30 protein-coding genes are annotated in these 26,509 nt (G+C 51.9%); 26 read left to right on the top strand and 4 right to left on the bottom strand.

Annotated features, from left to right (window positions below):
- Position 1: 1 nt before the first annotated feature.
- The 3 genes from RAC89_RS03600 to RAC89_RS03590 are packed head-to-tail and all read left to right on the top strand — an operon-like array spanning position 2 to position 2,391.
- A complete protein-coding gene (locus RAC89_RS03600; protein ID WP_284640531.1) occupies positions 2-820 on the top strand; it encodes a metal ABC transporter ATP-binding protein in 819 nt (272 codons plus the stop codon).
- 17 nt (positions 821-837) lie between these two features.
- Complete coding sequence (locus RAC89_RS03595) at positions 838-1,641, top strand: metal ABC transporter permease (RefSeq protein ID WP_306611806.1); 804 nt, start codon at positions 838-840, stop codon at positions 1,639-1,641.
- A 33-nt stretch (positions 1,642-1,674) separates the two neighbouring features.
- Positions 1,675-2,391 carry a cytochrome c biogenesis CcdA family protein gene (locus RAC89_RS03590; RefSeq protein WP_306611804.1) on the top strand — a complete coding sequence of 239 codons (717 nt, stop codon included), beginning with the start codon at positions 1,675-1,677 and terminating at the stop codon, positions 2,389-2,391.
- Here RAC89_RS03590 and splB read toward each other — a convergent pair whose 3' ends face one another.
- On the bottom strand, positions 2,392-3,453 hold the full coding sequence (gene splB / locus RAC89_RS03585) for a spore photoproduct lyase (protein WP_306611803.1): 1,062 nt from the start codon (positions 3,451-3,453) through the stop codon (positions 2,392-2,394).
- 234 nt (positions 3,454-3,687) lie between these two features.
- On the opposite strand from splB, the gene mntR reads away from it, so the two are divergent.
- Together mntR and RAC89_RS03575 are read left to right on the top strand one after the other, a co-directional pair.
- Positions 3,688-4,110 carry a transcriptional regulator MntR gene (mntR, locus tag RAC89_RS03580; protein ID WP_306611801.1) on the top strand — a complete coding sequence of 141 codons (423 nt, stop codon included), beginning with the start codon at positions 3,688-3,690 and terminating at the stop codon, positions 4,108-4,110.
- Positions 4,111-4,247: 137 nt separating this feature from the next.
- Positions 4,248-5,237: a patatin-like phospholipase family protein gene (locus RAC89_RS03575; protein ID WP_306611799.1), complete on the top strand. Its 990-nt coding sequence runs from the start codon at positions 4,248-4,250 to the stop codon at positions 5,235-5,237.
- 57 nt (positions 5,238-5,294) lie between these two features.
- Here RAC89_RS03575 and RAC89_RS03570 read toward each other — a convergent pair whose 3' ends face one another.
- Together RAC89_RS03570 and RAC89_RS03565 are read right to left on the bottom strand one after the other, a co-directional pair.
- A complete protein-coding gene (locus RAC89_RS03570; RefSeq protein ID WP_306611797.1) occupies positions 5,295-5,573 on the bottom strand; it encodes a hypothetical protein in 279 nt (92 codons plus the stop codon).
- 26 nt (positions 5,574-5,599) lie between these two features.
- Positions 5,600-6,466, bottom strand: a complete 867-nt coding sequence (locus RAC89_RS03565) for a DUF1385 domain-containing protein (RefSeq protein ID WP_284644904.1) — start codon at positions 6,464-6,466, stop codon at positions 5,600-5,602.
- Between the two features lie 206 nt (positions 6,467-6,672).
- Here RAC89_RS03565 and RAC89_RS03560 point away from each other — a divergent pair, with 206 nt between their 5' ends.
- From RAC89_RS03560 to RAC89_RS03520, 9 genes are all read left to right on the top strand, one after another.
- A complete protein-coding gene (locus RAC89_RS03560) occupies positions 6,673-7,182 on the top strand; it encodes a YqhR family membrane protein (protein ID WP_306611795.1) in 510 nt (169 codons plus the stop codon).
- A 105-nt stretch (positions 7,183-7,287) separates the two neighbouring features.
- Positions 7,288-7,734: a type II 3-dehydroquinate dehydratase gene (gene aroQ / locus RAC89_RS03555; RefSeq protein WP_306611793.1), complete on the top strand. Its 447-nt coding sequence runs from the start codon at positions 7,288-7,290 to the stop codon at positions 7,732-7,734.
- A 1-nt stretch (position 7,735) separates the two neighbouring features.
- Complete coding sequence (locus RAC89_RS03550) at positions 7,736-8,806, top strand: M24 family metallopeptidase (RefSeq protein WP_306611791.1); 1,071 nt, start codon at positions 7,736-7,738, stop codon at positions 8,804-8,806.
- A 99-nt stretch (positions 8,807-8,905) separates the two neighbouring features.
- A complete protein-coding gene (gene efp, locus RAC89_RS03545) occupies positions 8,906-9,463 on the top strand; it encodes an elongation factor P (protein WP_284640511.1) in 558 nt (185 codons plus the stop codon).
- A 487-nt stretch (positions 9,464-9,950) separates the two neighbouring features.
- Entirely contained in the window at positions 9,951-10,385 is a 435-nt protein-coding gene (locus RAC89_RS03540) for a VOC family protein (RefSeq protein ID WP_306611789.1), read from the top strand.
- A gap of 51 nt (positions 10,386-10,436) precedes the next feature.
- Positions 10,437-10,868: a VOC family protein gene (locus RAC89_RS03535; protein WP_306611787.1), complete on the top strand. Its 432-nt coding sequence runs from the start codon at positions 10,437-10,439 to the stop codon at positions 10,866-10,868.
- 40 nt (positions 10,869-10,908) lie between these two features.
- Positions 10,909-11,208, top strand: a complete 300-nt coding sequence (locus tag RAC89_RS03530) for a GNAT family N-acetyltransferase (RefSeq protein ID WP_306611785.1) — start codon at positions 10,909-10,911, stop codon at positions 11,206-11,208.
- Positions 11,209-11,445 carry a hypothetical protein gene (locus RAC89_RS03525; RefSeq protein ID WP_306611783.1) on the top strand — a complete coding sequence of 79 codons (237 nt, stop codon included), beginning with the start codon at positions 11,209-11,211 and terminating at the stop codon, positions 11,443-11,445.
- Between the two features lie 19 nt (positions 11,446-11,464).
- The gene (locus RAC89_RS03520; protein WP_306611781.1) at positions 11,465-12,040 is read left to right on the top strand and encodes a histidine phosphatase family protein; all 576 of its coding nucleotides are present in this window, start codon (positions 11,465-11,467) and stop codon (positions 12,038-12,040) included.
- 29 nt (positions 12,041-12,069) lie between these two features.
- Here RAC89_RS03520 and RAC89_RS03515 read toward each other — a convergent pair whose 3' ends face one another.
- Entirely contained in the window at positions 12,070-12,882 is an 813-nt protein-coding gene (locus RAC89_RS03515) for a hypothetical protein (protein ID WP_306611779.1), read from the bottom strand.
- A 358-nt stretch (positions 12,883-13,240) separates the two neighbouring features.
- Here RAC89_RS03515 and RAC89_RS03510 point away from each other — a divergent pair, with 358 nt between their 5' ends.
- The 12 genes from RAC89_RS03510 (at position 13,241) to RAC89_RS03455 (ending at position 26,507) form a co-directional block, all read left to right on the top strand.
- Positions 13,241-13,600 carry an eCIS core domain-containing protein gene (locus RAC89_RS03510; RefSeq protein ID WP_306611777.1) on the top strand — a complete coding sequence of 120 codons (360 nt, stop codon included), beginning with the start codon at positions 13,241-13,243 and terminating at the stop codon, positions 13,598-13,600.
- A gap of 20 nt (positions 13,601-13,620) precedes the next feature.
- Entirely contained in the window at positions 13,621-15,813 is a 2,193-nt protein-coding gene (locus tag RAC89_RS03505; protein WP_306611775.1) for an ATP-binding protein, read from the top strand.
- Between the two features lie 3 nt (positions 15,814-15,816).
- Positions 15,817-16,419 carry a Pvc16 family protein gene (locus RAC89_RS03500; protein ID WP_306616033.1) on the top strand — a complete coding sequence of 201 codons (603 nt, stop codon included), beginning with the start codon at positions 15,817-15,819 and terminating at the stop codon, positions 16,417-16,419.
- Positions 16,416-17,192, top strand: a complete 777-nt coding sequence (locus RAC89_RS03495; RefSeq protein WP_306611773.1) for a hypothetical protein — start codon at positions 16,416-16,418, stop codon at positions 17,190-17,192. Before RAC89_RS03500 ends, RAC89_RS03495 begins: the two co-directional genes overlap by 4 nt.
- A gap of 142 nt (positions 17,193-17,334) precedes the next feature.
- A complete protein-coding gene (locus RAC89_RS03490) occupies positions 17,335-19,068 on the top strand; it encodes a phage tail sheath family protein (RefSeq protein WP_306611771.1) in 1,734 nt (577 codons plus the stop codon).
- 56 nt (positions 19,069-19,124) lie between these two features.
- Entirely contained in the window at positions 19,125-19,559 is a 435-nt protein-coding gene (locus RAC89_RS03485) for a phage tail protein (protein ID WP_306611769.1), read from the top strand.
- Between the two features lie 117 nt (positions 19,560-19,676).
- A complete protein-coding gene (locus RAC89_RS03480) occupies positions 19,677-20,054 on the top strand; it encodes a phage tail assembly protein (RefSeq protein WP_284640498.1) in 378 nt (125 codons plus the stop codon).
- Between the two features lie 11 nt (positions 20,055-20,065).
- Positions 20,066-20,245, top strand: coding sequence for a DUF6760 family protein (locus tag RAC89_RS03475; RefSeq protein ID WP_306611767.1), 180 nt, complete (start codon positions 20,066-20,068; stop codon positions 20,243-20,245).
- Between the two features lie 5 nt (positions 20,246-20,250).
- Positions 20,251-20,682 carry a phage tail protein gene (locus tag RAC89_RS03470; RefSeq protein WP_373429891.1) on the top strand — a complete coding sequence of 144 codons (432 nt, stop codon included), beginning with the start codon at positions 20,251-20,253 and terminating at the stop codon, positions 20,680-20,682.
- Between the two features lie 38 nt (positions 20,683-20,720).
- Complete coding sequence (locus RAC89_RS03465) at positions 20,721-24,764, top strand: hypothetical protein (protein ID WP_306611763.1); 4,044 nt, start codon at positions 20,721-20,723, stop codon at positions 24,762-24,764.
- A gap of 3 nt (positions 24,765-24,767) precedes the next feature.
- A complete protein-coding gene (locus RAC89_RS03460; protein WP_306611761.1) occupies positions 24,768-25,391 on the top strand; it encodes a CIS tube protein in 624 nt (207 codons plus the stop codon).
- Positions 25,392-25,415: 24 nt separating this feature from the next.
- The gene (locus tag RAC89_RS03455; RefSeq protein WP_306611759.1) at positions 25,416-26,507 is read left to right on the top strand and encodes a phage late control D family protein; all 1,092 of its coding nucleotides are present in this window, start codon (positions 25,416-25,418) and stop codon (positions 26,505-26,507) included.
- Positions 26,508-26,509: the final 2 nt, after the last annotated feature.

Raw genomic sequence — 26,509 nt, 5'->3', positions numbered from 1 at the left:
TATGAATTCTCATACTCATTCCGGATGTCATCAGCAGATCGTTTCGATCGATGGCGTCTTTTTTTCTTATGAAAACAAGCCTGTTATTGAAAACCTGAATTTCAATATCCTGGAGCGGGATTTTGTCGGCTTGATCGGATCGAACGGGGCGGGGAAGACGACCCTGCTCAAAATGATTGTCGGCATTTTGAAGCCTGCCCGAGGCGAAATCCGCCTGTTCGGCGTTCCGCTGCAGCAGTTCAAGGATTGGCATCGCATCGGCTATGTGCCGCAGAAGAATGCCTTCAACCCGCTTTTTCCGGCGACGGTTCGCGAGGTTGTCACTTCGGGCTTATTCGGCAAAAGGAACATGTTTCGCCGCGTCTCGAAGGCGGATTTGCAGCGATGTGACGATGCCCTGTATGCCATGCGGATTGAGGACTTGGCCGATCGCCGAATCGGGCAGCTTTCCGGAGGTCAGCAGCAGCGGGTGTTTTTGGCCAGGGCGCTTATCAATAACCCGGAGCTGCTTATATTGGACGAGCCCACGGTAGGGATCGATGCGGAGACGCAGGCGGATTTTTTCCGGATGATAAGGCATATGCATCAGCACCATCATATCACCTTCCTGATGGTGTCCCATGATATGGATATGATACAATCTTATCTTGGGGAGCAGCCCATTCAGAAAAGCGGCAAGCTGGCTTTCTATGTGAAGCATACGCATGAACCGGAAAATTGCCGGGAGACCAATTTGACGCATTCCATGCATCAGCTGCGAGATTCGCTGGAGCCGAAGCCGTCCGAAACAAGCGGACTGGTCCCGAGCTCTGTGGAATAGAATAGGAGAGAGCGGAGTTGGATATTTTCACAGAGTATTTTTTTCAGCGTGCCTTGCTGGGCGGGGCATTGATCGGACTTACGGCACCGCTTATGGGGGTATTTCTAGTCCTAAGGCGCTTATCGATGATAGGGGATACGCTTGCCCATGTCTCGATCGCCGGAGTGGCTCTTGGTTTTTTGCTCAACATCTACCCGATCGGTGTGGGCCTGATCTTTGCTTTGCTTGCTTCCTTCGCCATTGAGAGGCTGCGCAAGGCTTACAAAACCTATGCGGAGCTGTCCATAGCTATCATAATGTCGGGCGGAGTAGCGCTGTCGACCTTTCTTTTCACGGTGGGGAAGGGCTTTAACATCAACGTCATGAGCTACTTCTTCGGCAGTATTTATACGCTGGACAGTACGGACTTATGGGTGGTTGCCGGTGTTACCACGCTTGTTGTCGCCGTTATTGCCGTGAACTACAAGGAGCTGTTCCTGATGTTTTTCGATGAGGATGCTGCGGAGGTGAGCGGGCTTCCGATTCGTTTCTACAATATTATGATTACGATGCTAACTGCCCTTGTCATAAGCGTATCCATTAAGATATTGGGGGCATTGCTTGTTTCCTCGCTGCTTACGATTCCTGTCGCCTGCAGTCTGCTGATTGCAAGAAGCTTTAAGCATTCCGTTTTCTGGGCTATCCTGTTCTCGGAAATCGCCGTTATCGGAGGCTTGGTTGCTGCGGGCGTGTGGGATCTGGCTCCTGGCGCTACCGTTGTTTTGCTGCTTATTGCAATGCTCATCGGGATTTTATTTATTAAAAGAGGCTTGAGGCTTTAACCATATCGTACATCACAGGAGGGTGAATAGGCCGTGGAACTGAATGTGTGGATTGCCTTGTGGGCCGGGTTTGCCTCGTTTATTTCTCCTTGCTGCTTGCCTTTATATCCTTCCTATTTATCCTACATAACCGGGGTATCGGTCGGTGACTTGAAGAATCAAACGGCAGCGAACGCGAAGGAAATTCGGTTGAAAACCGTTACGCATACGTTATGCTTTATTCTTGGGTTCAGCATTATTTTTTACAGCTTAGGGTTCGGGGCGGGGCTCGTTGCGAGTACGTTTCAGGAATATCGCGACCTGCTCAGACAGCTGGCAGCGATCCTTATTTTCGTGATGGGACTGTTTCTACTCGGTATTTTTCAACCGCAATGGCTTTTGCGCGAGCGTAAAATGCAATTCAAATACAAGCCGGCCGGTTACATCGGCTCCGTCTTGATTGGAATCGGCTTCGCGGCCGGGTGGTCGCCATGTATCGGCCCGATTTTATCGGCTATGCTCGCGCTTGCCGCAACCAACCCGGATGCCTGGCTTCCGCTGATTACCGCTTACTCGCTGGGCTTCGCGATTCCATTCTTCGTACTGGCCTTTTTCATCGGCTCGACCAAGTGGATTCTAAAGTACTCCTCCTTGCTGATGAAAATCGGCGGGGGTCTCATGCTGCTCATCGCGGTGCTGCTTTATTTCGACCAGATGGCGCGAATCACCGTATGGCTGTATGAGCTCACCCCGGATTGGTGGAAATTCTAATCAGGTGAAATAGTCGATATTCGCGTTCGGGAACGACTCAAAGATGCGCTCCGTGATAAATTCGCGCAGCGCCGTCGCCTGCTCGTCCTGGTACACATATTTGCCTTGGCCCCAGCGGCCCCACTTGTATTTGCGCTTCGCCTCATCCATCTCCAGCTTCGTTTTGGGATAACGCTGCATGATGATGTTTTTGGCCGTTTTGGTGAAGCGGTGCTGGATCAATTCAAACGTTAAGTTGGAGGTCGCTTCCGGTGGAAGGGCCTCTTTTAATTTAAACAACAGCTCGGCGTAGCCGTCCTCCCAGCCTTCATGCCATATGATCGGAGCTATGATGAATCCCAGTGGATAGCCGGCCCTGGCAACCTTGCCTGCCGCGATGATGCGATCGTGAAAGCTGGAGGTCGCCGGCTCGAAATTTTTGATGACGTAATCCGCATTGACACTGAAGCGGAACCGGGTATGGCCATTGTGCTTCGCATCCAATAACGGCTCAACATTGGCGAATTTCGTAACAAATCGCAGGCGTCCCAGCGGCTCCTGTCCCATGAACTCGATGTATTCCTTCAATGACCCGGAGATATGCTCTAAGCCTACAGGGTCGGAGGTACAAGCAGCTTCGAAACGTGTGATTTCCGGTGCCCGCTCTTCAATATATTGTTTCGCCTGTTTTAGAATATCATCCGTATTGACATAAACCCGGATGTAAGGCTTGGCTCCAAGGGTCGTCTGTAGATAGCAATAATGGCAATGCGCCATGCACCCGGTTGCAACGGGGATGGCATACTCGGCCGACGGTTTGGATTGGTCAAATTTCAGCGTTTTCCGAATGCCTACGACCAAGGTTCGTTTCGCGATGCGGTACTTTTCCAAATCGCTGTCGCCCGGCAGGTTTGTAATCCGGTTATGCGATGAAGTCATACGAATGGGGAGGCCTTCTTTTTCAGCCCATTCCATAATTTTTTTTCCCTTTGGATAATTCAGGGCGTCCGGTTCAAAATAAACGAGCTCCGGTATAAAAACTTGTGTACCCCGAGCGGGGGGTGCCAGCAGGTCGGTTGCCACAACGGCTCACTCCTTCGATTTGACGAATTGTCTCTATTCTGTGACAAGCTTGCTTACGTGGTTTGGGCTATGGTATAGTAAGTAGCGCTCATAATGGACTTAGGATATGCCATGCAGCAGGCAGCCAACCGTGGAATATCATGCGAAATGTATTCTCATCCGGCTTGCGAACTGCAGGGAGGAAAGGTATCATTACGTACATAGAGACTTGTCAGCGGCATTGGAGGAACGCGAATGGCTACGCCGAGCATGGAAGATTATCTGGAGAAAATTTACAAGCTCATCGACGAAAAGGGCTATGCGCGTGTGTCCGATATTGCAGAGGGCTTAGAGGTTCACCCTTCATCCGTCACGAAGATGATCCAGAAGCTGGATAAGGATAATTACTTGGTTTACGAAAAATATCGCGGGCTCGTGCTGACCTCCAAAGGTCAGAAAATGGGGAAACGGCTGGTCGATCGCCATGCGCTGCTCGAGGAGTTCTTAACCATCATCGGAGTATCCGAGGATACCATTTATAAAGATGTCGAAGGCATCGAGCATCACCTGAGCTGGGATTCGATCACCTGCATTGAAACGCTGCTCGAGTATTTCCGCCGCGAGCCGTCACGCGTGGAGGATCTCATGAAGCTGAAGAAGGAAATGGAAGAATCATAATGTTTACTGTGGAACTCCCTTTATCGGGAGTTTTTTTGTTATGGCATATTCTGAGACATAAGTACAAACCTTGCCCTCATAAGACGTAAAGAGACGGTGTGCGGCGGAAGCCGGCGTGGAGGAGAGGGAAAGCTGACATGAAGATCAATGCGGTTTTCGAGGGCGGCGGTGTAAAGGGGATTGCGCTTGCAGGTGCGGTTGCTGCGGCAGAGCAGCGAGGGGTTTCATTCCATCAGGTGGCGGGGACGTCATCGGGCTCCATCATCGCGTCGCTGGTTGCGGCGGGATATCAGTCGCATGAGATGCGGCAGATCATTGAGGGGACGCCATTCAGCTCCTTCCTGCAGCGTTCCAGACTGTTCGATACGAAGATTATCGGTCCGCTCGCGCGATTGTTTATCAAAAAAGGGTTATACTCCGGGGAAGCCTTGGAGAGATGGATTTACCAGCTGCTGCTCGCCAAGGGTATACGTACGTTTGGGGATCTTCAGCCCGGTCAGCTGCGCATCATCGCGTCGGACATCTCGCAGCGTAAGCTGCTTGTGCTCCCGGATGATATTGCCCAGTACGGTGTTGACCCCAAGCTTCTCCCCGTTGCCAAAGCCGTACGTATGAGCACGAGCATTCCCTATTTTTTCGACCCGGTTATCATTCGCAAGCCGCTTTCCCACCGAGTGAAGGGAGACAGCTTCGCCAGCCAGTTTATCTATATCGTGGATGGGGGTCTTCTCAGTAACTTTCCTTTGTGGATTTTCGATAAGGACGTGAACCCGTCGCTGGAGCGGATGATTCCGACCATCGGCTTCCAGCTGGTTGGCCGGGGCGCTGGGGCACCGAATACAATTTCAGGGCCTGTTACCATGATGAGGGCTTTATTTTCCACCATGCTGGATGCTCATGATGAACGTTATATTGCTGCTCATAACCGCTTTCGTACGATTAAGATCCCTACGATGGGCGTAAGCATTACCCAATTTGATATTTCAAAAGAGCAGAGCATGGAGCTTTATGAATCAGGCTTTCAATCCGGCAAGTCGTTTTTCGACCGTTGGAAGCTGACGGATTATAAGAAGGAATATATGGATCTGATCACTCGTAAATTGCTTCACCCACCGCGGGTCATGTAAATAAAAAAAGCAGCGAGTCCTATGCTCACCACATAGGAACCACTGCTTTTTTCGTAATCAATGGTATTTCGGAGGTTCATCCTGGTTGTCCCGGTTCCCGCTTCCGTTGATGACGCGGAAGGTTGCGTTCTTGCGTTTCGGCGGCTTTTTGAATCTCGTGCCGTAGCCGGAGGGTTTTTTCCATGTGTTCGGCGGGTATTTATAAAGCAGGAACACGGCTCCGAATATAATGACCGGAATTAAGAAGCTGGAAGGGCTGGTAAACAGGCCGGATAAAATCCCAATCGCTATTAAGCCGAATACAACATACGTAAGGATGGGTTGTTTTCTTCTCATGACTTGTCCTCCTATAGAAGATGGTTCTATGCTTGGCGGTCAAGCTCTCTCATTCGGTTGAAGGAAGCGATCGATACTTCGACCTGGGAATCATCAGGCTCCTTCGTTGTCAGAAGCTGCAGCCAAAGGCCGGGGTACCCCATAAAGCGGAGCACTGGTACTTCCCGCAGCGTATTCGTAAAGCGGAGCACCTCGTAGGAAACTCCAATGACGACCGGCAGCAGTATAATGCGCTGAATAATGCGCTCGATAAAGCTGTTATATTCGAAGAACGAGTAGATCACAACCCCGACGATGACGGTAAACACAATAAAGCTGCTGCCGCACCGGTAATGCAGGGTATTGAACTTCTGCACATTCTCGACGGTTAATTCGAGCCCCGCTTCATAAGCGCTGATCACTTTGTGTTCCGCACCATGGTATTGGAACAACCGCTTGATCATTGGTGTTAACGAGATGAAATAAATATATCCGACCAGCAGAATAATCTTAATGAGTCCTTCGATCAGATTATGGCCGATTTGGTTCTCAAACATGTTCTGAAACAGAAACTGTTCGATGGCTGTAGGGACCAGAGTGAACACAAATTTACCGAACAGGAAGGACAAAATACCGACGAACGCGACACCGAGAATCATCGTGAGCTTGCTTTGGAAGGTTTCCTGCTTTTCGGACCTGCCGCCCTCTTCTTCATCGGCGAAAACTTCCGCGGAGAAGTTCAGGTGCTGCGCCCCTTTGGCGCTGGCCTCTATAATTCCGACAATTCCACGAATAAAGGGAATTTTCTTCAGGGCCTGAACCCATCCGATTTCCTTCTTGGGCACCTCGAAAAATTCAATGGAATTATCTTTACGGCGGACTGCCGTTACATGTACCTTCTGGCCGGCGAACATCACGCCTTCGATAACGGCTTGGCCGCCATAGATTGCACATTGCTCTGACTGCTGCTGCGACAAATTCTTCACCTTCACTTTCTGTTGATTGCATGGCGGGATATACCCCTTATTGTATCGAATTGGAGCGTATAAAGCTACCGTTTAGTCTGCAAAGATTTGCACATACTAACGTTATCCGATTTCATAGGGGGTATACGTTCATCATGAAGGTTCAGGATCAAACGGTGCAGCATACGAATCCTTGGTACTTTGCCATCTATGTCGGCTTTTTTGCAGGGATCTTCTGGGGCGGACTGAAGATGATTGAGAATTATTTGCATTTTACCAGCTTGTCTCCCGGTTTTCTTGTGGAGCCTTTCTTTAAGCACTCGTTTCTGATGAGTACGGGAGGATATGTGCTGGGCTGGCTCTTCTTCATTCTTTTCTCGGTTGCAGCTGCGCTGGTCTATGCACTGTTTTTCCGAAAAGTGAAGGGTCCATGGATTGGCATGACCTACGGACTTGCCTGGTGGGGTCTGATCTATCTTCTTGTGGGACCGGTGACAGGAATGAATCAGCCGATCGGAATCATTGAAATCAACACGCTGATTACGGATGCATGTCTGTTCCTGGTATGGGGTTTGTTTATCGGGTATACCATTACCGTGGAATTTACGGACGAACGCGTCAGAGAGCCGTTCAAGAAAAATACACATAAACCGAGGCTCGGTTGAGAAAAAAGTTCTCAAACCGGGGAAAACTATGGTAAAATAGATAGGTATGTGCAGATTATGCCATACAAAGTCGGTTTTGCTCGGCAAAGCCCTAGGAGGTTCCTCTTGAAACAGGTACTATTGTTGAATGGACCTAACTTGAATATGCTCGGCGTGCGGGAGCCGGGTGTGTATGGGTCCACTTCTCTGCAAGACATAGAGAATCGGATGACCGACTTAGCGGCTGAGCTCGGCGTTCAGCTCGAGTGCTTTCAATCGAATCATGAAGGGGCACTGATCGACAAGATCCATGAAGCTCATGGACGTAAGGACGGAATCGTGATGAATCCGGGGGCGTTCACGCATTACAGCTATGCGATTCGGGATGCGATCAGCGCCGTAGGTCTTCCCTTTGTCGAGGTTCATATCTCGAACATTCATAAGCGGGAGGCATTTCGTCATGTGTCGGTGCTTGCTCCGGTCGGCCTTGGTCAGATCTCCGGATTCGGTGCGGACAGCTACGAGCTTGGGTTACGGGCATTAGTTATGCATATGCAGCGGACGGAGGGGTAATATGCAGCAGGAACGGATTCGGCGTCTACGCGAGGTAATGCAGCAGCAAGGCTTGCAGGCATTATTGGTTACCGGCGATATCAACCGCCGTTATATCAGCGGCTTTACAGGCTCGGCGGGATATGTTCTCATCACGGATCGCCGCGCGATTTTGCTTACGGACTTCCGTTATATGACTCAAGCTCCCCAGCAGGCTATCGGTCTTGAGGTCATTGAGCATGCTCCGAAGGCCATGGAAACGGTAAAGGATTTGCTGGCACAGGAGAAGGTTACCGCGCTTGGTTTTGAACAGAATGATCTGTCTTACGGTGCATTCCGCTCGATCAGCGAGGTCTTGTCTGGCATTGAACTGATTCCAACGGACAACCTCGTCGAAAAGCTTCGTATGGTGAAGGATGCAGGCGAGATCGAGATTATGCAGGAGGCTGCCGACCTGGCTGATCGGACCTTTAGTCACATTCTCGGATTTTTGAAGCCGGGTGCAGTTGAGAAGGACATCGCTCTGGAGATTGAGATGTTCGTCCGTCGGCATGGTGCGGCTTCTACGTCCTTCGAGACCATCGTTGCTTCGGGCGAACGCTCCGCATTGCCGCACGGCAAGGCTAGCGACCGGGTGCTTGGCAATAATGAATTTGTCAAATTGGATTACGGAGCTTATTATAAAGGATACTGCTCCGACATTACTCGCACCGTAGTTGTCGGCAAGGCGTCGGACCAGCACAGGGAAATTTATAGAATCGTGCTGGAGGCGCAGCTGGAAGCTCTCGATAAGATTCGACCGGGCATGACAGGCCGTGAAGCGGATGCCATTGCGCGTGACGTAATCAAGCGGCACGGCTACGGAGATAAATTCGGTCATGGCACCGGGCATGGTCTCGGGATGGAGGTTCATGAAGCGCCGCGGCTGTCCATGATGGGAGATATCGTCCTAGAGCCGGGGATGGCGGTAACGGTCGAGCCGGGGATTTATATTCCGGGCTTCGGAGGCGTAAGGATTGAGGATGACATCATCATCACCGAAACGGGCATTCGGATTTTGACGAAATCGACCAAAGAGCTTCTGGAGATTTGATTTTGCATCATTTGCGTTGATTTCAGTGGCAGTCACGATTTATTGCGATATCGCTTTTGACGCGGCTGTCTGCTTACATTATAGGGAGGTTTTGTTCCAGTGATCTCAGTTAACGATTTCAAAACAGGTTTGACTATCGAAGTAGAAGGTGATTTGTTCACCGTCATCGACTTCCAACACGTAAAGCCAGGCAAAGGGGCCGCGTTCGTACGTTCCAAGCTGAAAAACCTGCGCAACGGTAACACTGTTGAGCGTACATTCCGTGCCGGCGAGAACGTAAGCCGTGCGCACATCGAAAACCGTCAGGTTCAATACCTGTATGCTAGTGGTAACGAATTTTCCTTTATGGATACCGAGACTTACGACCAGTTCACTCTCGAGAAGAAGCAAATCGAGTGGGAGCTGAACTTCCTGAAGGAAAACATGATGATCCACATCATGAGCTACCAAGGCGAGATCCTCGGGATCAACCTGCCGAACAGCGTAGACTTGAAAGTGATTGAGACAGAGCCGGGCATCAAGGGGAATACGGCTACCGGTGCTACAAAGAACGCAAAGGTCGAAACCGGCTTGAACGTGCAAGTGCCTCTGTTCATCAACGAAGGCGATGTGCTCCTTATCGACACTCGCGAAGGCAAATACATTTCCCGCGCTTAGTTCGCGATCAAGACCCATGCTCCACCGGTTGGTGGGGTGTGGGTCTTTTTTGTTTATTATGGTATAATATGTTAAATCCGGGATGGCAAGTGTTGTCCTTAGCAATCATCTCTTCCCGAAGACGTACTTTGTATCTTTATTTTTTGTCATCGTAAGTATAGCTTGGATATTGTACTTTTGGAAATCATCCAGGGTGAAAGAGACCTTTATTTCCTGATGACGAACGTAGGGAACATCCCGTCCCAGCCAATGATATAGCGAAGTGTACTATTGCAAAGCTGCAAAAGTACACAAATTAACCCCTCAAGGAGAGGTTCTGAACGAGATTTGTGAGAATAGGCAGCTTTCGTAGCAGATATTCCCGAAAACGAATTAAAAGGTTTTAGAATGTTGTATAAACGCAGAATTCATATATTTTAAAAGTTGAAACGGTTGTAAATGTTGCGTTTTTGCAGAAATGCGCCGTTCAGTAGGAGGAGGTTAGTCCATGAGTAACGATTATTTATTTACCCGTATTGGCTATGTTTATATGCCAACTTCGGATATAGAGAAATCTATTGAATGGTATACTTATCACTTGGATTTTAAACTGATGCAGAAGTTTGCGGACCGCGGTTCGCTTTTGGCCGTGCTGCACCATCCTCACACGCATTCCATAGCCTTATTGCTTATCGAGACGGAAGACAGCCATCGTTTGGAAATCCTTCGTAACGGAAAGCCGTTCCCTACCATGGCTTTGAATTGCCAGGATATTGAATATACACATAGCGAGCTAAGAAGGAAAGGTGTCATTGTTGAGGAGCTTCAGACGCTCGGGGCGGGGGAAGCGAAGTATTTTTATTTTAGAGACAACCAAGGAAATCTATTAGAAGCAGCTTGGTCCATATGGGATCCAAAGGATACGATCAAAGAAGGTTTCTAGATTCTCTAGATAAACCCCTCCACAGGGGCATTTAGAACGGAGGTAACATGTATGGTGCCGGAAAGAGTAAGTCTGATAACCCTAGGAGCGCAAAACCTCCCGGAGCTAAGAAAATTTTACCAAAGGTTAGGCTGGAGTGAGACGGAAATCAGCACTGACAGTTATTGCGTGTTTAGAACGGCCGGCGTGTTGCTTTCCTTGTTTCCGATGGAAGAGCTTATAAAGGATGCAGGCTTGGAGTCTGAACCGTCCGTTACAGGCTTTAAGGGGATTACCTTGGCAATCAATGTGGATGAGCCTCATCAGGTCGACGCTGTAACCGAAGAAGTAAAAGCTGCCGGGGGCAGAGTAATACGAGAAGCAAGCGATGCATTCTGGGGAGGAAGAACCTCGTATTTCTTAGATCCCGAAGGGAACGCATGGGAGGTTGCGTGGAACCCGACAGCAGTGTTCGATGCCCGCGGAGCGATGATACATTTTTAGCAATTACGGTGTCGGATCTAAGAGAAAGGGGGGTATTACGTTGGCCGTTACAATAAAAGATGCACAAACCATCGATATGGAATTAGTCCACAGGATCATGCGGCAAGCCTTCAAGGAATATATAGGAAGGCTTACACCGGAATCCGGTGCTTTGCTGGAAACAGTAGATGATATCATCGCAAAGACTTCGAATCGGGGCGGCGCTATACTTGCATATCAAGATCCTGATGCAGTCGGCTCCGCCCAATTTTATTATCAGGACACCTACATGTACATAGGCAGGGTTTCGGTTATTCCAGAGTGCAGGGGAATGGGAATCGGCGGAATGATGCTGACGTAATTGGAAAACAAAGCAATCGAACGGCACTATGCGGAAACAAGGGTAGAGGTTCGGTTGTCGATCCCCGAGAACGTGAAGTACTATCTTGATCGGGGCTATTCGATCATTCAAGAGCGGGAATACCCGGAAAAGACGGATCGCTGGTACGTCATGAGAAAGAGGTTGATGAAGCATGATGAGAGGTTCGGATTCGCCAAAGCGGAAAATGCGTTTGTCAGCAAGAGACAGATCAATTAATCAGTAGGAGGGTTTTCCAATGGGGGAAAGGACAACCGTTTATATGGTTCGGCATGCGGAGTCTCCGTTTGTCTTTGGCCAGGAAAAAGCGCGGGGACTGTCTGAGGAAGGCCTGCTGGCTGCAAAACTAGTAGCTGACAAGCTTAGCGGTGTAAGCATAAACCATGTTGCTTCCAGCAATTATACTAGAGCGGTCCAGACAGTGCAGTACGTGGCAGACAGCAGGAATCTCCCGATCGAGCAGTTTGAGGAGTTAAGGGAGAGGGCGATCAAAGGTTTAGATTACAAAGCCCCGTGGGAGGAGCTGGAGGCTGCCATCGAGCGTTCCTTTACGGATATCGATTATGCACTCGCGGGTGGGGAAACCACACGGCAGGCACAGATGAGGTCGATTCCCATTGTCCAAAAGCTCCTGTCTGAGCACCGCGGCGGCAATATTGTGATCGGGACGCACGGCAACATTATGACGGCCATCATGAACTTTTTTGATAACGACTACGGCGGCGCATTTTGGAAACGCACCTCGAAGCCGGACATATATCGACTCGCGTTCGAAGAAAATCAATTGGCGGAAGTAGAAAGAATGTGGGCGTAGCAGTCAATGTAAGATACCACTGTAGGCAATTATTCCTCATCGTCATCGTCAGTGACCGAATGAAGCATTTCCTCCGTATCCTCATCTAGCCCGTGCTGAGGCATATTTTTCATATGATCCAAAGTGCGCTGCTTCAGCCTTGAAGCCAATCCCTTCCAATATTCCGTACTTGCGCGGGGAATTCGATTAGCTACCCACGTCTCGGTTGTCTGCTGACGCGCGGAAGGACTAAGCTCTTCGTCCCACGCCATGACATTTACCTCTTGCCTGGCGCCCTCACCCTGGGAGGTTACGGCGTATTGAATTTTTTGGGACGGGGCGGTCCAGGTTTGCACGATGTCATCCTTGCTGTCCTTTCCTGTGGCTGCTGTGAATTGCATTCCTGCATAAACAGAGGATGGCAGCTCGGAGATGACCTTCTGCAGCAGCTTGTCGCGTGATACTGATGTTTTTCTACCTGAGGTTAGTTGCTGTTCTTTGCGATAGGCGGCATTGAGCCAGTGCTTCGCTTGTTCTTGAGAGCCTTCGGATCCGCTGGGGCGCACAAGCTGCGTGGCGATGATCGGTGTTTCGGGCTGCTTGGGGCCCTTCTTCTTTCCTGCGAAGTCCTTCGTTGTTGAAACAGTCTCTGATGCCGGATCTTCCTTGTCGTTCTCATCGTGCTCCGAGAAGCTTCCGGTTGCCAGCAGTCGGGCAAGCGACTGATTTCCCACAAGACCCTGCAGCTCCATGAGATGTGCAGAGGTGCCGGAAGCCATGGAACCTAAGGAGCCGGTCAAAGCAGCAGCACGGCGCTTGCCGCCTTTTGGTTTCGATTCCTTCTGATCCTTCTTCCTCTCCATGGGCTCACCTCTTGACAAGTAGTACTTCCAGCATACCACAAATTGAAAAAATTAGAATATACAGAAAATTATTGTTTCCAAAACTGCCGTTATTCGATAAAATTAGCTAAACGAGGACTTTATGTCTATATATTTTTCGCCTAAACCTGACAAAGGCTTGATGGAACGGGTAACGGGTGATACTTCAGGCTGAACGGTAAGAGAAACTATGAAAAGGGGAGAAATGATGAGAGAGCAAGCGCGTAGGGAACCCTCATCAGCTAGCGTAAGGAAAAGCAGCGCGGCAAAACCCGTTGTAACTCCGAAGGAAACACAGCCCGGAGCCTCAATAAGCAGGCCGATCCAACGCAAGGGAAAAATGCCTGAAAATGTGCAAACGCAAATGGAGTCTGCGCTCGGCAGCGATTTTTCCGACGTGAATATCCATGTTGGCTCGAAGGCCCCGGAGGTCGGGGCATTGGCCTATGCCCAAGGGAACGACATTCATTTTGCACCCGGCCAGTATAATCCGGATTCTGCCGCAGGACAGCGGCTGCTGGGACACGAGCTGACCCATGTAGTACAGCAGCGCCAAGGGCGCGTGAAGCCGACCATGGATATCGGTGGCATGCCGGTCAATGACGACCCTTCCTTAGAGAAGGAAGCGGATCGTATGGGAGCTAAGGCAGCGCAAACGAAGCTGGATCCTGGCCGTTATGCTGAGAGCTTTAAGGGCTGATAAGAAAAGGACGGAACCGGATGGCATCAAACGAAGCAACACGAACTTTGACTGCGTACAAAGGCTCTTGGGATTTTTATGCGGATGCCGGTGAGCTGCTGGACTTGCGCATCCTTCTGGCCATGAGACGGATGGAGGGGATTAACGGACCGAGTGATCCGGCCTTGGAGCCCTTCAAGGGACTTGTACTAACGCCGGAAGAGATGTACCGGCTGCTCAGCCCGGATTCGGGCAAGGACGCGGATCCGGAGCTCTCGCATTTAGCTAGACTCGCCGCAGAGGCTGAAGCGCGAATGGCCGAAAGAATCAGTCTGACCCGAGCGCAGGATGTTTTTATACCGCTGCTCTATTTGGCGGACGTATTCGAGCTGGATTCGTTTGAGCTTCAGGTAGTTTACATGCTCTTGGCTGCCGAGTTGGATCGTAAGTACGATAAGCTCTACGCCTACATACAAGATGACGCCAATTGCAAGTACGCAACCCCGGATTTGTGCGCTCAATTGAGCGGCGGCCCCTTTGAGCCCAAACGCTCCGTCACAGGCTATTTCGTAAGCGGCGGCAAGCTGAGGACCTGGCTGCTTCAACCGGCGGCGACCGGCTCGCTGCATTCGCTGCTGGCCCTGCCGTTAAAGCTGGATGAAAGAATTCTGGCTTTCCTGCTCGGAATTGGCTTAGAGGACAAGGAGCTTTCCGGCTTGGTGAAGCTGTACAGCTGGAGCGAGGAGCCTCCTGCTTTGGAGACGGGTCAGGAGCTGCAGAGCAAGCTGCGGCAATATGTGGAGACCGGCGAGCAGCAGAAGGTTGTCTTTTGTCTGTGGGGAGCGCAAGGGGCGGGAAAGAAGCTTCAAGCGCGACATGTTGCATACGGGCTTTCTCAGCCGCTGCTTGTAGTGGATATCTCTGCTCTGAACCGTCACGAACGGGCTGCAGAGGATCTGCTGCTGCGGATAAGAAGAGAGGCTAAGCTTCATGGAGCCCTTCTGGCATGGGATCGATTCCACCTGCTGCAAGGGGATGCCGAAGGTACGACCGGAAAAAAACAAGCCGTTTTTGACGTGATTCGGCAGGAAGCGAGTCCGTCCTTTCTTCTGTCTGCAGAACCATGGAATCCTTTGCCGTGGCAGGAAGGGATGTTGTTCCTGGAGGAAGAGATTCCCTACCCCGACACCAGTGAACGGATGCGATTGTGGCACACCTTCAGCAAGGAGCGAGGGATGGAGAATGCCGCAGACTGGGCTTCCTTGGCTGGAAAATTTCGTCTCCATCCGGGACAAATTACGGGGGCGCTGGATTACGCCCGGCAGCTGATTGACTGGGAAAGGCTGCCTGCGCCGGATGATCGACTGCTCCATAAGGCGTGTTATGCCTTTATGCAGCATAACCTGAAACGAAAGGCTGTTCGTATTGAGGCGCGCTATACTTGGGATCGGGTGGTCCTGCCACCGGAGCAGAAAGAGCAGCTCGAGCACGCGTGCGCCAGGCTGAAGTATCGTCAGCTTGTTTACGGTGAGTGGGGATTCGACCGCGCTTTAGCCTATGGAAAAGGGACAAGCCTGCTCTTTGCGGGACCTCCGGGCACAGGGAAAACGATGTCGGCCCAGGTCATTGCGAGTGAGCTCAATCTGGAGCTGTACCGTATCGACCTGTCGCAGGTCATCAGTAAATACATAGGGGAAACCGAAAAAAATCTCCATGAAATCTTTCAAGAGGCAGGGCAAAGCGGAGCGATACTGTTCTTCGACGAGGCGGATGCCTTGTTCGGGAAGCGCTCGGAGGTGAAGGATGCTCAAGATAAATATGCCAACGTGGAGACGGCCTATCTTCTTCAGAAGATGGAAGAGTACGAGGGGATTACCATTCTGGCGACGAACCTCCTTCACAACCTCGATGAAGCCTTCATGAGACGCTTCGGATTTATCGTAAAATTCCCGTTCCCGGATATCGATCACAGAGAGCTTCTCTGGCAAAGCATCTTCCCCCCACAGGTGCCGCTGGAGCCTGATATCGATTACCGGTTTCTTGCAAGCCGTTTCGAGATGGCGGGGGGGATTATCAAGAACGTGGCCGTATCGGCCGCTTTCTTGGCAGCAGGGGCGGACAAAGAGGTTGGGATGAAGGAAATTCTGACTGCGGTAAGAAGCGAAATGCGCAAAAACGGAAAGCTGCTGCTGCCGGCAGATCTGGGTGAATATGCGGAGCTGCTGAAAGACTAACGAATCAGGAAAGGGAGATGCGCTATCGCAGATTATACAGTCATCTCGGATGTTGGCTTAACGCTGGTGAAGCTGCTTCGCGAGCAGCTGGTGCCGGAGCTGATTGCCGCGCCCGAGTCAATCGGGCTTGCTTCTCCTGCGGACAGAGGAGATTTGCAGCTCGTACTTTTTCTCTATCAAATTCATGAAAATGCGGAAAACCGCCGTACAACGATGACGGGACGGGGCACGGAAGCGCTGCAGTATCCGCCTCAGGCGCTGAACCTCTCCTTCCTGCTTACCTGCTACTCCGCTTCCGATGTAGCTTCCAGGGCATTGGACGAGCAGCGAATCATGGGGAGAGTCATGCAGCTGCTAAACGACAATTCCGTCCTTCGGGGATCCCAGCTGCACGGCTCGTTGGCGGATAAGAGCGAAGAGCTGAGGATTTCAAAGGACGACCTGTCGGCGGAAACGGTCATCGGCCTGTTTGGAGATGCTCCGTACAAGCTGTCCATTGGCTACACCGTCGGTCCTGTATTTCTGGACTCGAAGCGCACGAAGCAAACCAAGCGGGTTACAGAGGCCAGGTTCACCCTGGAGCAGCAGGAAGGAAGCGGGCTATGAACAGAAGCAAGCCGGTATCGCTTCAGGTTTCCTGCGCTGTGCTTCCCATAGACGTAGCTACAGGCCAGCCTCCTGCAAGGGTGAAACCGAAGCTGACAGTGAAAGGCGCCTACGGCAAAGTTCTGCATAAGCAGGACGGAACGCTGATTGTCATAGGACTTTCGGCGGATCTCTATTCTTTGCAGGTGGAAGCACCGCATTATTCCATTGCTGCCGTTTCGGTAGATACGCACACGCATGATGTGCGTGAGCCCCTTGTCGTTCCGTTGATTCCTATGCCTTCCATGTCATTTGCCCCTGGTACTACCTTATTGCGGGTGGCTTTAAGAAGGAATCAAACTCTCCCCGAAGGCTGTCATCTGAGGGCTGCCATCACGGACGAAGGCTTGCCGGCCGGCAAACTGGCGGAGGCCTCCAAAGGAAGCCTTTCCTTCACGTACACTGCGGGAACGAAATTGACGCCGGGCTGCAGTTATTACCTTTTGGACAGCTCTACCTCCAAACGGGAATTCGTCCGCATCGCCCGGGTGGATACGGTAACGCGAACCGCGTGGGTTCAGGAGCCGCTATTGTTTGAGCATCCGAAAGGGACACTGTTAACGGAGACTGCGGAAGGCATGACCGATCGGAGGGGGGAATGTGCGGCTGCTTTCCCTTCGCAGAGGAAGAAACAGTTCACTGCCATGGTGGAATTGGAGTGGAATGGGAATCGATCCGTCCTCTTTGAGGAGGTGATGGTGGAGGAGGGCCGGACGACTCAGCTGGAATGGTAACAAAACTCACACTTTAGGTCATTTTACTAAAAAAAGTCATGTCAAGTCTTTATTTCTTAGCAAATAAAGTCGATAATTATTTATGTTCGATCAATGGGAAGGAGGGAACTGATTTCAAGCCGAGGTTTGGGATCAGGAACAAATGGCTGAGTACTTGTCACCAGGGGTGTACGTAGAAGAGTTTGACAGCGGCGGCGTGCCGCTAGGAGGGGTCAGCACAAGCACCGCAGGCTTTATCGGTGTCGCTGCAAGAGGTCCTGTAGAAGGAGTCCCTCAATTCGTAACGAGCATGAACGATTTCACGCGTCAATTCGGCGGGTACTTGTCCGAGAACCAGTTCGGTACCTATCGCTTTTTGGCGTATGCGGTGGAGCATTTCTTCGTGAACGGAGGCGCCCGCTGCTTTATCATGCGTGTAGCTCCATCGGATGCGAAGCCTGCGTCGAACGGTGCCGAGTCCGCACTCGGCGTGTTTGCCAAAAACCCCGGCCAATGGGGCAACCGGGTACGTGTGGTGCTCGAACCGGCAAGCAAAGCCAAAACGCAAATCTATGAGGTGCTTGAGCAAACGGATAAATCCGCCAAATACCTCGTGAAAAGCGATGCAGGCTTCAAGCCTGGCGACGTTGTCGCTTTCGAAGGGGCAGGCAAGAAGCAGTACAACCGCGTCATTTCGGCGCAGGACAACATTCTGGAGCTTGAATCCGCTTTCGAAGGCGATGTGACCGACAAAAATCTTCTTCCCTCCAAAGTAGTCACTACCTGCGAATTCACGCTTCATGCGTTCTATGGTGACGAGGCGGAAACCTATGAGCGTGTCTCGTTAAACGTTTCGGCTGCCAACCATGTGGAAAAGGTGCTCGCCAAATCGAACATCATTCGCGTTGTGGATCGCAGCGCCGACAATGGCGATCTCGGCGCCGTACCTCCGTTTGAAGTCATCTCCGGCGAGAACGAGGAAGCGAAGAAGCATGTCATCGAGCTTTCCGGCGGTAGTGACGGCAATGTGGACTCCTTAAACGCAGGCGATTTCATGGGCGCGGACAACGGCCCCGGCAAGCGTACGGGCATTCAAGCGTTCATCGACAACGATGAAGTCAGCATCATGGCGGTTCCGGGCGTAACGGATCCGAATGTACAGCTCGCGCTTGTTGCACACTGCGAAAACCTCGGAAGTCGTTTTGCAATTCTGGATATTCCCCGCGACAAGACGAAGGTATCCGACGTGCTGACGCACCGCGATATTTTCGATTCGCAATATGCTGCCATGTACAATCCTTGGCTTCAAGTATTTGATCCGCTGGATAAGCGCAATATTTTCATTCCGCCTTCAGGCTCGATGGCCGGAATTTATGCCCGCAGCGATACGACGCGCGGAGTACATAAGGCGCCTGCGAATGAAGTCATTCGCGGCTGCGTAGGTCTTGATGTGCAGTACAACAAAGGGGAGCAGGATGTGCTGAACCCTCGCGGAGTGAACCTGATCCGCCATTTCACCGGACAAGGCATTCGCGTGTGGGGCGCCAGGACGACCTCCTCGAACGGACTTTGGAAATATGTGAACGTTCGCCGTTTGTTCATTTTCCTTGAAGGCTCCATTAAGAACGGAACGAACTGGGTTGTATTCGAGCCGAATGACGAGAAGCTGTGGGCACGGGTTCATCGTACGATCGATGCCTTCCTGACACGTGTTTGGAAGGACGGCGCGCTGGCCGGCACAAGTCCGGGCGAAGCGTTCTACATCCGGATCGACCGCAGTACAATGACGCAGGACGACATTGATAACGGACGCCTCATTTGTGTCATCGGTGTAGCGCCGGTGAAGCCGGCTGAATTCGTTATTTTCCGTCTCACGCAAAAAACCGGCTCCGAGTAATCTGAGCAGCGAATAGGCCTTAGCAGGTTAGTTCATGAACTGGAAAGGGGTTTACCATGGCAGGCGAACGCAATGATCCATACAGAAAGTTTCGATATCGAGTAGAAGTCGAAGGCATACAGCAGGCCGGCTTTAGCGAAGTATCCGGCTTCGATGCTTCCTTAGACGTAGTGGAATACCGCGAAGGCAACGAAGTCATTACCCCGCGTAAGCTTCCCGGTCTGGCCAAATACGGCAACATCACGCTGAAATGGGGCGTGACGGACTCGATGGATTTGTACGACTGGATTTCCGAATGCATCGAAGGAACCGTTACCCGCAAAACCGTTACCATTATCGCCATCAACGAAGAAGGCGACGATGTAGCGACATGGCAGGTTATTGAAGCCTGGCCTTGCAAGTACACGGCTCCGGATTTTGACGCTTCCGCATCGGAAGTGGCTATCGAGAATCTTGAGCTGGCGCACGAAGGCATGACACGCACCCAATAATAATAGTTTCGTAAGCCATAGCCATTTTTGGTACCATCACATGATCATTCAGTTACAAGGCTTCATGGGGGCGATGCTTGTCCTCATGAAGCTCCAACAATCAAGGAGGCGAAACCGTTGTCTTTCAGAACAGAGTATGAATTTGAACTGCCCCGAGGATATGTGGATGAGAACGGAACGCTGCATAAGCGCGGCATTATGCGATTGGCTACGGCTGCCGATGAAATCCTGCCGATGCGCGATCAGCGCGTACAGAGCAATCCGGGCTACTTGAGCATCATTTTGCTGGCACGTGTGATCACGAAGCTGGGGGATTTGCGGGCGATCGACACCAAGGTCATTGAGCGGATGTTCACGGCGGATCTGGCCTTTTTGCAAAATTTTTACCGCCAAATTAATGAAGTGGAGAAGCTGAGCGTACGCACCGCTTGTCCGAAATGCGATCATGAGTTTGAGGTGGATATCTCTTTTTTATCCGAGACGGAAGGGGTCTAACGGTTTATCCCATGGAGAAGATCTATGAGGAGGCCGCGTTTTTGGCTTATTACTTTCACTGGCAGCACGACGATATCATGAACATGGAGCATCGGGAGCGCAGACGCTGGTGCTCGGAGGTATCGCGTATTAATCGCAGCTTGAACGATGAGCCAAGCAACCCCTTCGACGTATTCGGTAAAAAGAGGTGAGGGCATTGAATACGGACGCTTTAGGAAATGCGTTTCGTTTTAACGTGGAAATTGAAGGACTGTTGGTCGGCGGCTTTACGGAGGTCAGCGGGCTGGAGTCGGAAATCGAATATGAAGAGTATGCCGAGGGCGGAGTGAACGGCTATACACACAGACTCCCCAAGCGTACCAGCTATCCTCCGATTGTGTTGAAGCGCGGAATTACCAAGTCCAACGAGCTGTGGGACTGGTATGCCGGCAACGCCGGGGGCAGGATTACGAGAAAGCAAGGCTCTATCATCATGTGTACCGTTTCGGGTGAAGAGCTTATCCGATGGAATTTCTTCGAGGCTTATCCTGTGAAGTGGATCGGACCGGAGCTGAATTCCACGAAAAGCGAGGTCGCTGTGGAATCCATCGAGATCGTACACAACGGATTGAAAACGGTGGGATCGTAAGGCGGACCAGCGGACTAACGGGGCAAGGGGCATAGGTGATGAGAACGACGACAAACATGGAAGCCGGGCTTCAAACCATTCAGCCGAGAGTCCACCAAGGCTTCGCCGATTCGATTACAACCAAATATGGCTTTGCCGCAGGCAACTATCTAGGCAGACAGTCGCTTGTCTACTGGGAGCCTAACGAGGGAACCGTGATTCAGCCGCCACCTGTACAGAAGGTGTCACTCCAGCAGTATGTGGTGAATTTGAAGCTGCAGCTGATGGCTATGCAAAAGGAAGAGCAGCTGGTGCTGAGCAATCAGCGGGCCATGCTTCAGATGCTCGAGAAAGTAACGGAGCGGCAGGCTGTGGAAAGTAAGCGAGCGGAACGCCGGGAGGAGGCTTCCGGACAAGGAGCGCAAGGTCGGAGCAAACAAGCCGGCAGCAACGCGGGCAGAGGAAGCCGAAGCACAAAGGTAAAGGAACCCCTCAAGCAAGAGCAAGCCGTGCCGAAACGGACGAGAGCCGCAAAGCGGCCGAGCGAGGAAAAGCCGCAGGACGAGCGGTCGGTTCTTGAGACAAACGAATGTACAGCAAAGCGCGGCACGAAAAAAAGAAGCGGCACCGCACCACAGCAAAAAGCTGACGATTCGTTGGCTGCAGAGATGATTCCGAAGAAAAGGTCCCGCTCGAAGAAGGAAGAGAGTAAGGAATCTAAACAGCTCGATGAGTTGCCTAAGGAGACGGGAAAAAAGCCGGGTAGAACCAGGAAGGCGAATGGAAAAACCGGGGACCAGGTTCATCAGGAGATCCATGCGATCGGTGGTGGCGGTACCGGAGACAACCACGCAAGGGCATCGGCTTGGATTTCGAAGAAACCGGAAGCGGCCCGGACCCGAGGGAGCTTGAATCCGCGCTTGACGCAGGGCAATGCGGCTCAGTTGGCGGGTAAGGCGGAAGCCGGTTATAGAGCTCAGGGACGAATGGTAAAAAGACCGGTTCAGATTGCGAAGCTTACCGGAAGTCAGCTTACTCAGGATGCTGATGATAGTAGTCGTGCCATCTTAGGGCAAAACCGGCAGGGGCAGGTCCAAGTACGTAAAGCCGGCCAAGGCTCGGCTGCAATGTCCCTTATCAATCCGGTGGTGCTTCAGAGGTTTGCCGCACAAGGCATTCGGCATATATGGATGCAGCGGAATGGAAGCGGTGCAGAGCAAGTTCACCGCATAGTAAGACGACGAATTGAAGAAGGAGTAAGTGGCGGCCGTTGGTTTCGTAACCATGAAGCTGCAGCTGTCAAGCCCGGAAGGAGCACGCAAGTAAGCTCTCTACCGGCGAAGAGAAAAGAGTCCAAGGGGAATACGAGTGCTAAAGCGGTTAGCCGCAGGCCCGAATCCGAATCCGGACTCGGCTATACTCAACCGGTCCAAACGTATGATATCAACAAGAGCAACAGTTCATTACGTGAACGGTTCATGTGGAAACCCACCTTTTATAAGCAACTAGGCCGAAAGGCACATCCCATCGAAAATAATCAAAATCATATAGATGCCGTTCCCGTAGGTATACAAGGAATCAGGGGGCAAGAAGGAGGCCGTCAGGCCTCAGCCCAATCGGTTTTCGGACAATCCTCATCTCCGGTGACGGATGTCCGTTTGTCGTCAGCAACCAGACTGTATCACCGGGAAACGGCAGGGAGCAGCAATGCTAACTTTGCCCGATCTGAAGGGAAGGTACAGTATAGGCAGGCTTCAGCGGTAGCCGGTGCTCCAAGCGATGCTCGTTCCTCGCAAGCCGCAACGCTGAGCGGAGCACAAGCTCCATTAAATGGCAATCAGGAATCGCCACGTCGATCTTGGCCAAAAAGCATTTCGTCTTCGGAGAGCTCCAGGCAGCAGGATACAGCTTACATAGACAAAGGAAGCGAGGTAATCCCAACTGGTGTTTCCCGTACAGGGGCACGCGGAACCGTCTCGCATTATCTGTTGGCAACGGATCGACTGAGTTTCCTCGGGTCATCGCGCAGCCATACGCCACCTGGAACTGGAACGGTCCTACAGTACCGGCTCGCTCCAGGCCGGATGAGTTCATTTGAATCCGGTTCGCCGATCGGAAACCGACATGCATCGGCATCCATTTTCCGAAACCGTAAGTTAAGTGAAGCCGGGGCTGCTGCGGGTCGCAATATCGCACTACGGGCGGATGCGGGTCCAGGAAGGAGCCCATCTACATACTTTGCTTACCCTGTAAGCGGGGGAGCTTTTAACATAAAACAGCTGCAGCATACCGGAGCCACTCATCCGTTGCAGAGAATCCGGACGATGTTCCCCGATAACGTCTCTTTGCTGCACCGACATGCTCCAGGGATGGACTCAAGGGAAGCCGGACTTGCAAAAGAGAAGCTAGCTCAAGTGAAGAATGGCAGATTACCGAATCGGGATCGGAACGATGCCGTCAGGACAACGACGAAACCGGTCAGGCAGCTAAGAACGGATCAAAGCTCATCCCATGGGGAACGAGGGATCTTCACAAGCATCCTAAGAATGAGCCCGTTGCATGCAAGTACAATGCTGACAAGCCCTGCAAAGCCACTAAGCTCACAGCGTGAAGGGCTGGCAGCAGCCGCCGGACGGGATTCGTCGTCTCCCGTTTCCCAAAGGATAGTATTATCACATCCTGCATTGTCGGCAACCGGTACACTCCAAAACAGCCCACCCATAAGGAACATAGCTTCTGTAATAGGTTTAACAGGGAACGCATCGGGTAGGGTAGCGCCGACAAGCACCGTAAGTGCAGCCCGGCCGAATACATACGGTTCCGCCCATGCCGCGAACGGCTATGTGACAATGTTAGGCAGGGCGGGGCAGGCTTCCGTAGGGAGAGCGGCTCCGGTAATGCGCCTCCTTGAGGGACGTAATCTATCCGATAGAAATCAACGCCAAAGCCATGGGAATCGTTCGTCGAACGTGACCGCGAGCGTCTCTAAGCGGTGTTCGAGCCAACCGGCAAGCGCGGAGCATCGTACTGGGCGAAGCGATTTATTATCGGGCAAGAGGGGAAAGGAAGGGGGGGCCGCTCGAAATCAAGCGGTGGCCGGAGCCTCCATGCTATCCGCAAACACCTCCTGGGCTCCAGCCATGTCCCAAGCAGTGGCGGCAGCACTTTCGTCAAATGAACGTACGGTCCGTAAGCCGGCTTCCACGGCAACGGCCGCAGCACCGCAAGCCAAGTTTGCCGAGCCGTCACCGAAGCTGGAGTTCGCCCGTACGGAGCGGGATGCCATCTACGGCGAACTTACGACGAACTCTAACAGGGCAAGAGACCTCTTTGCACTACCGGTATCGGCTCAAGACAAGGGACGAGGAGCGGCTCACCGGCACGGGCAACGGACACAGCTTCAACAGGGGCGTTATTCGGGCGCAGGGCCGTTCGGAGGCAGCTTCATTGGAACTAAGTCCCGCCAAGCATCCGGAACCGCACATACTCCAATGCCCACGCTTCATATAGCATGGAATCATACAAGCGCCCACGGTCAAGGGGAACGGATAGGCACTCTGAATTCAGGTGCGGGCCGATGGATACAACGCCAGCCCGTTCCGACCATCGGAGCATTTCACCGGACGGCCGATGAGCGTTTGGGAATGACCCACTCGGCTTCGCAGGGAGTGAATAGCTTCGCGACACGCTTGGGGGTACCACCAGCTGCAGCTGTCCAGAGTGTTCCTGGAACTGCTGCCGGCAGCAGGGCCACATCCACGAGTCCGGTGGCTTACGCACCGTTGGCGCTTCAGAACCGCGCTCCGAAAGCTGAGACCGTTGGCGTTCAGCCGGCGGCTAACTCGGCACGGGGCGGCAGTTCGGCGGTAACTCAGCTGGAGCATCACAAGAGCAAGAGATCGAATCCCGATGAGCTGGCTGCTCAAGCCGCGACCAAAGCGATCCGTCAGGTGGAAGAGAAGCTAAAAACGGTCGAAGTGGAAATTACCAAAACGGTTCAGGCGGCCCAAGCCTCTCTTCCTAACATGGGACGGTTCGTGGATAAGGTGTATAAAGAGCTGGAGAAGAAAATCAAGTTTGAGCGTCAGCGGAGAGGACTTTAAGCGATGGCATTAACCAAAGCGAAAATATTTGTTGAAGCTACCAATCCGTACGACTTCGAGGTCCTGTTCAATCCGAGCGAATACGAGCTTGAAACGACCAACTCGTTTGCTTTTCAAGAATCACCCGGGGCTAGTGCGCCTACGGCGCAATTTCTCAGCGGGGATGAAACGGTGCTCACGATGGATCTGTTCTTCGATACTTATGAGGCGAGCAAGGACGTGAGGGAGGAAACGTTCAAGATTGTAAAGCTGCTCGAAGTGGACAGCGATCTGCATGCTCCCCCGTACGTCCGTTTTGTCTGGGGATCTTTGAATTTCAGGGGTGTAGTAGAGAAGGTAAAGCAGAAATACACCATGTTTCTGGATTCGGGAATTCCCGTCCGTGCCACACTCAGCGTAACGATCAAGGCGGTTATGACGCTGACGGAGCAGCTGCAGCTGACACCGCGGCAATCGGCGGACCGTACGAAGCAAAAGCCGTTTAATCAAGGGGATCAGTTGTGGATGATGGCAGCCCATGAGTATGATGATCCCGGCAAGTGGCGCGACATCGCGCGTGCCAATCGGATTGACAATCCGAGACATATCGAACCGGGCCGAAAGCTGATCGTTCCGAGACTCGAATAGCAGGCAGCGGAAGGAGGATCAACCATGCCGCTCTCAACAACATCCTACCAGGTCAATAAGCTGGCTGAAAAATATGCGCAATTTTTTGCACCTGCCCATGAAATCTTGATCGACGGCACGGAAATTGTGAAGCAGAAGCAGGTTGCCGTCTCCTCCATTACGGTGCAAACGAGTGTTGAGCCCGAAGCGAATATGGCGGAATTTACCGTCGTCAATGCCTATAAACCGGCCGAGGAGGATTTCCAGTGGCTCGACGACGTGTTTGTTCTGGGCAAGACGATGGAAGTCAAGCTCGGCTATGTGGATAAGCTTGAGCTGATGTTTCATGGCGTGATTTCTTCGGTAGCGATCGAATATCCCGAGGGGGGAACCCCAACCATTCGGGTCAAAGGGCTCGACAAGTCCTCTCTGATGATGAAAGGAACCAAGTTCCGCTCCTGGACGGAAAAAAAGTACAGCGAGGTTGTTAAAGAGGTTGCGTCGACCTACGTTTCCGACCTTGTGATCGACGATACTACGAACAAAATCAGCACGATCGTCCAAAGTCAGGTCAGCGATTTTAAATTTATTGAGCATTTGGCGTATATATGCAATTATGATTTTTTTCTGGTGGACAAAACGCTGTATTTCCGCAAGCCGCTCACTTCGATGACCCCGGTGCTGACGCTTAGCTACGGCCAGTATCTGCGCAGCTTCACAGCGGATATGAATTTGGCCGAGCAGCTGACCAAGGTGACGGTCCGAGGCTGGAGCGACAAGGAGCAGAAAACGGTGGAGTCATCTGCGGCTACGATTACCAAGCTGGGCTCTAACGCCAAAACGGGCAAGGATTTATTAGCATCGCTGGGCGAATTCGAGGAGCACTTGTATACCAACGTCGATTCCGCGGATGAAGCCAAAGCGAAGGCAGAGGCGATTCTTGGACGCAAGGCGATGAAGCTGATTACAGGCGACGGAGAATGCATCGGCATCCCGGAAATCAAGGCAGGCCGATATATCAAGCTGGACGGCTTAGGCAAAAAGCTGAATCAGCCCTTCTATGTTACGGGAGCTACCCATCGTATGGATAGCGAGGGATATTCAACAAGCTTTCAAGTCCAAGGAAATGCGGTGTAACG

This window comes from Paenibacillus sp. GD4, assembly GCF_030846225.1.
Lineage (GTDB): Bacteria > Bacillota > Bacilli > Paenibacillales > NBRC-103111 > Paenibacillus_G > Paenibacillus_G silviterrae.
Note: the sequence above shows the minus strand (reverse complement) of the source record. Positions and strands in the feature narration are given on the sequence as shown.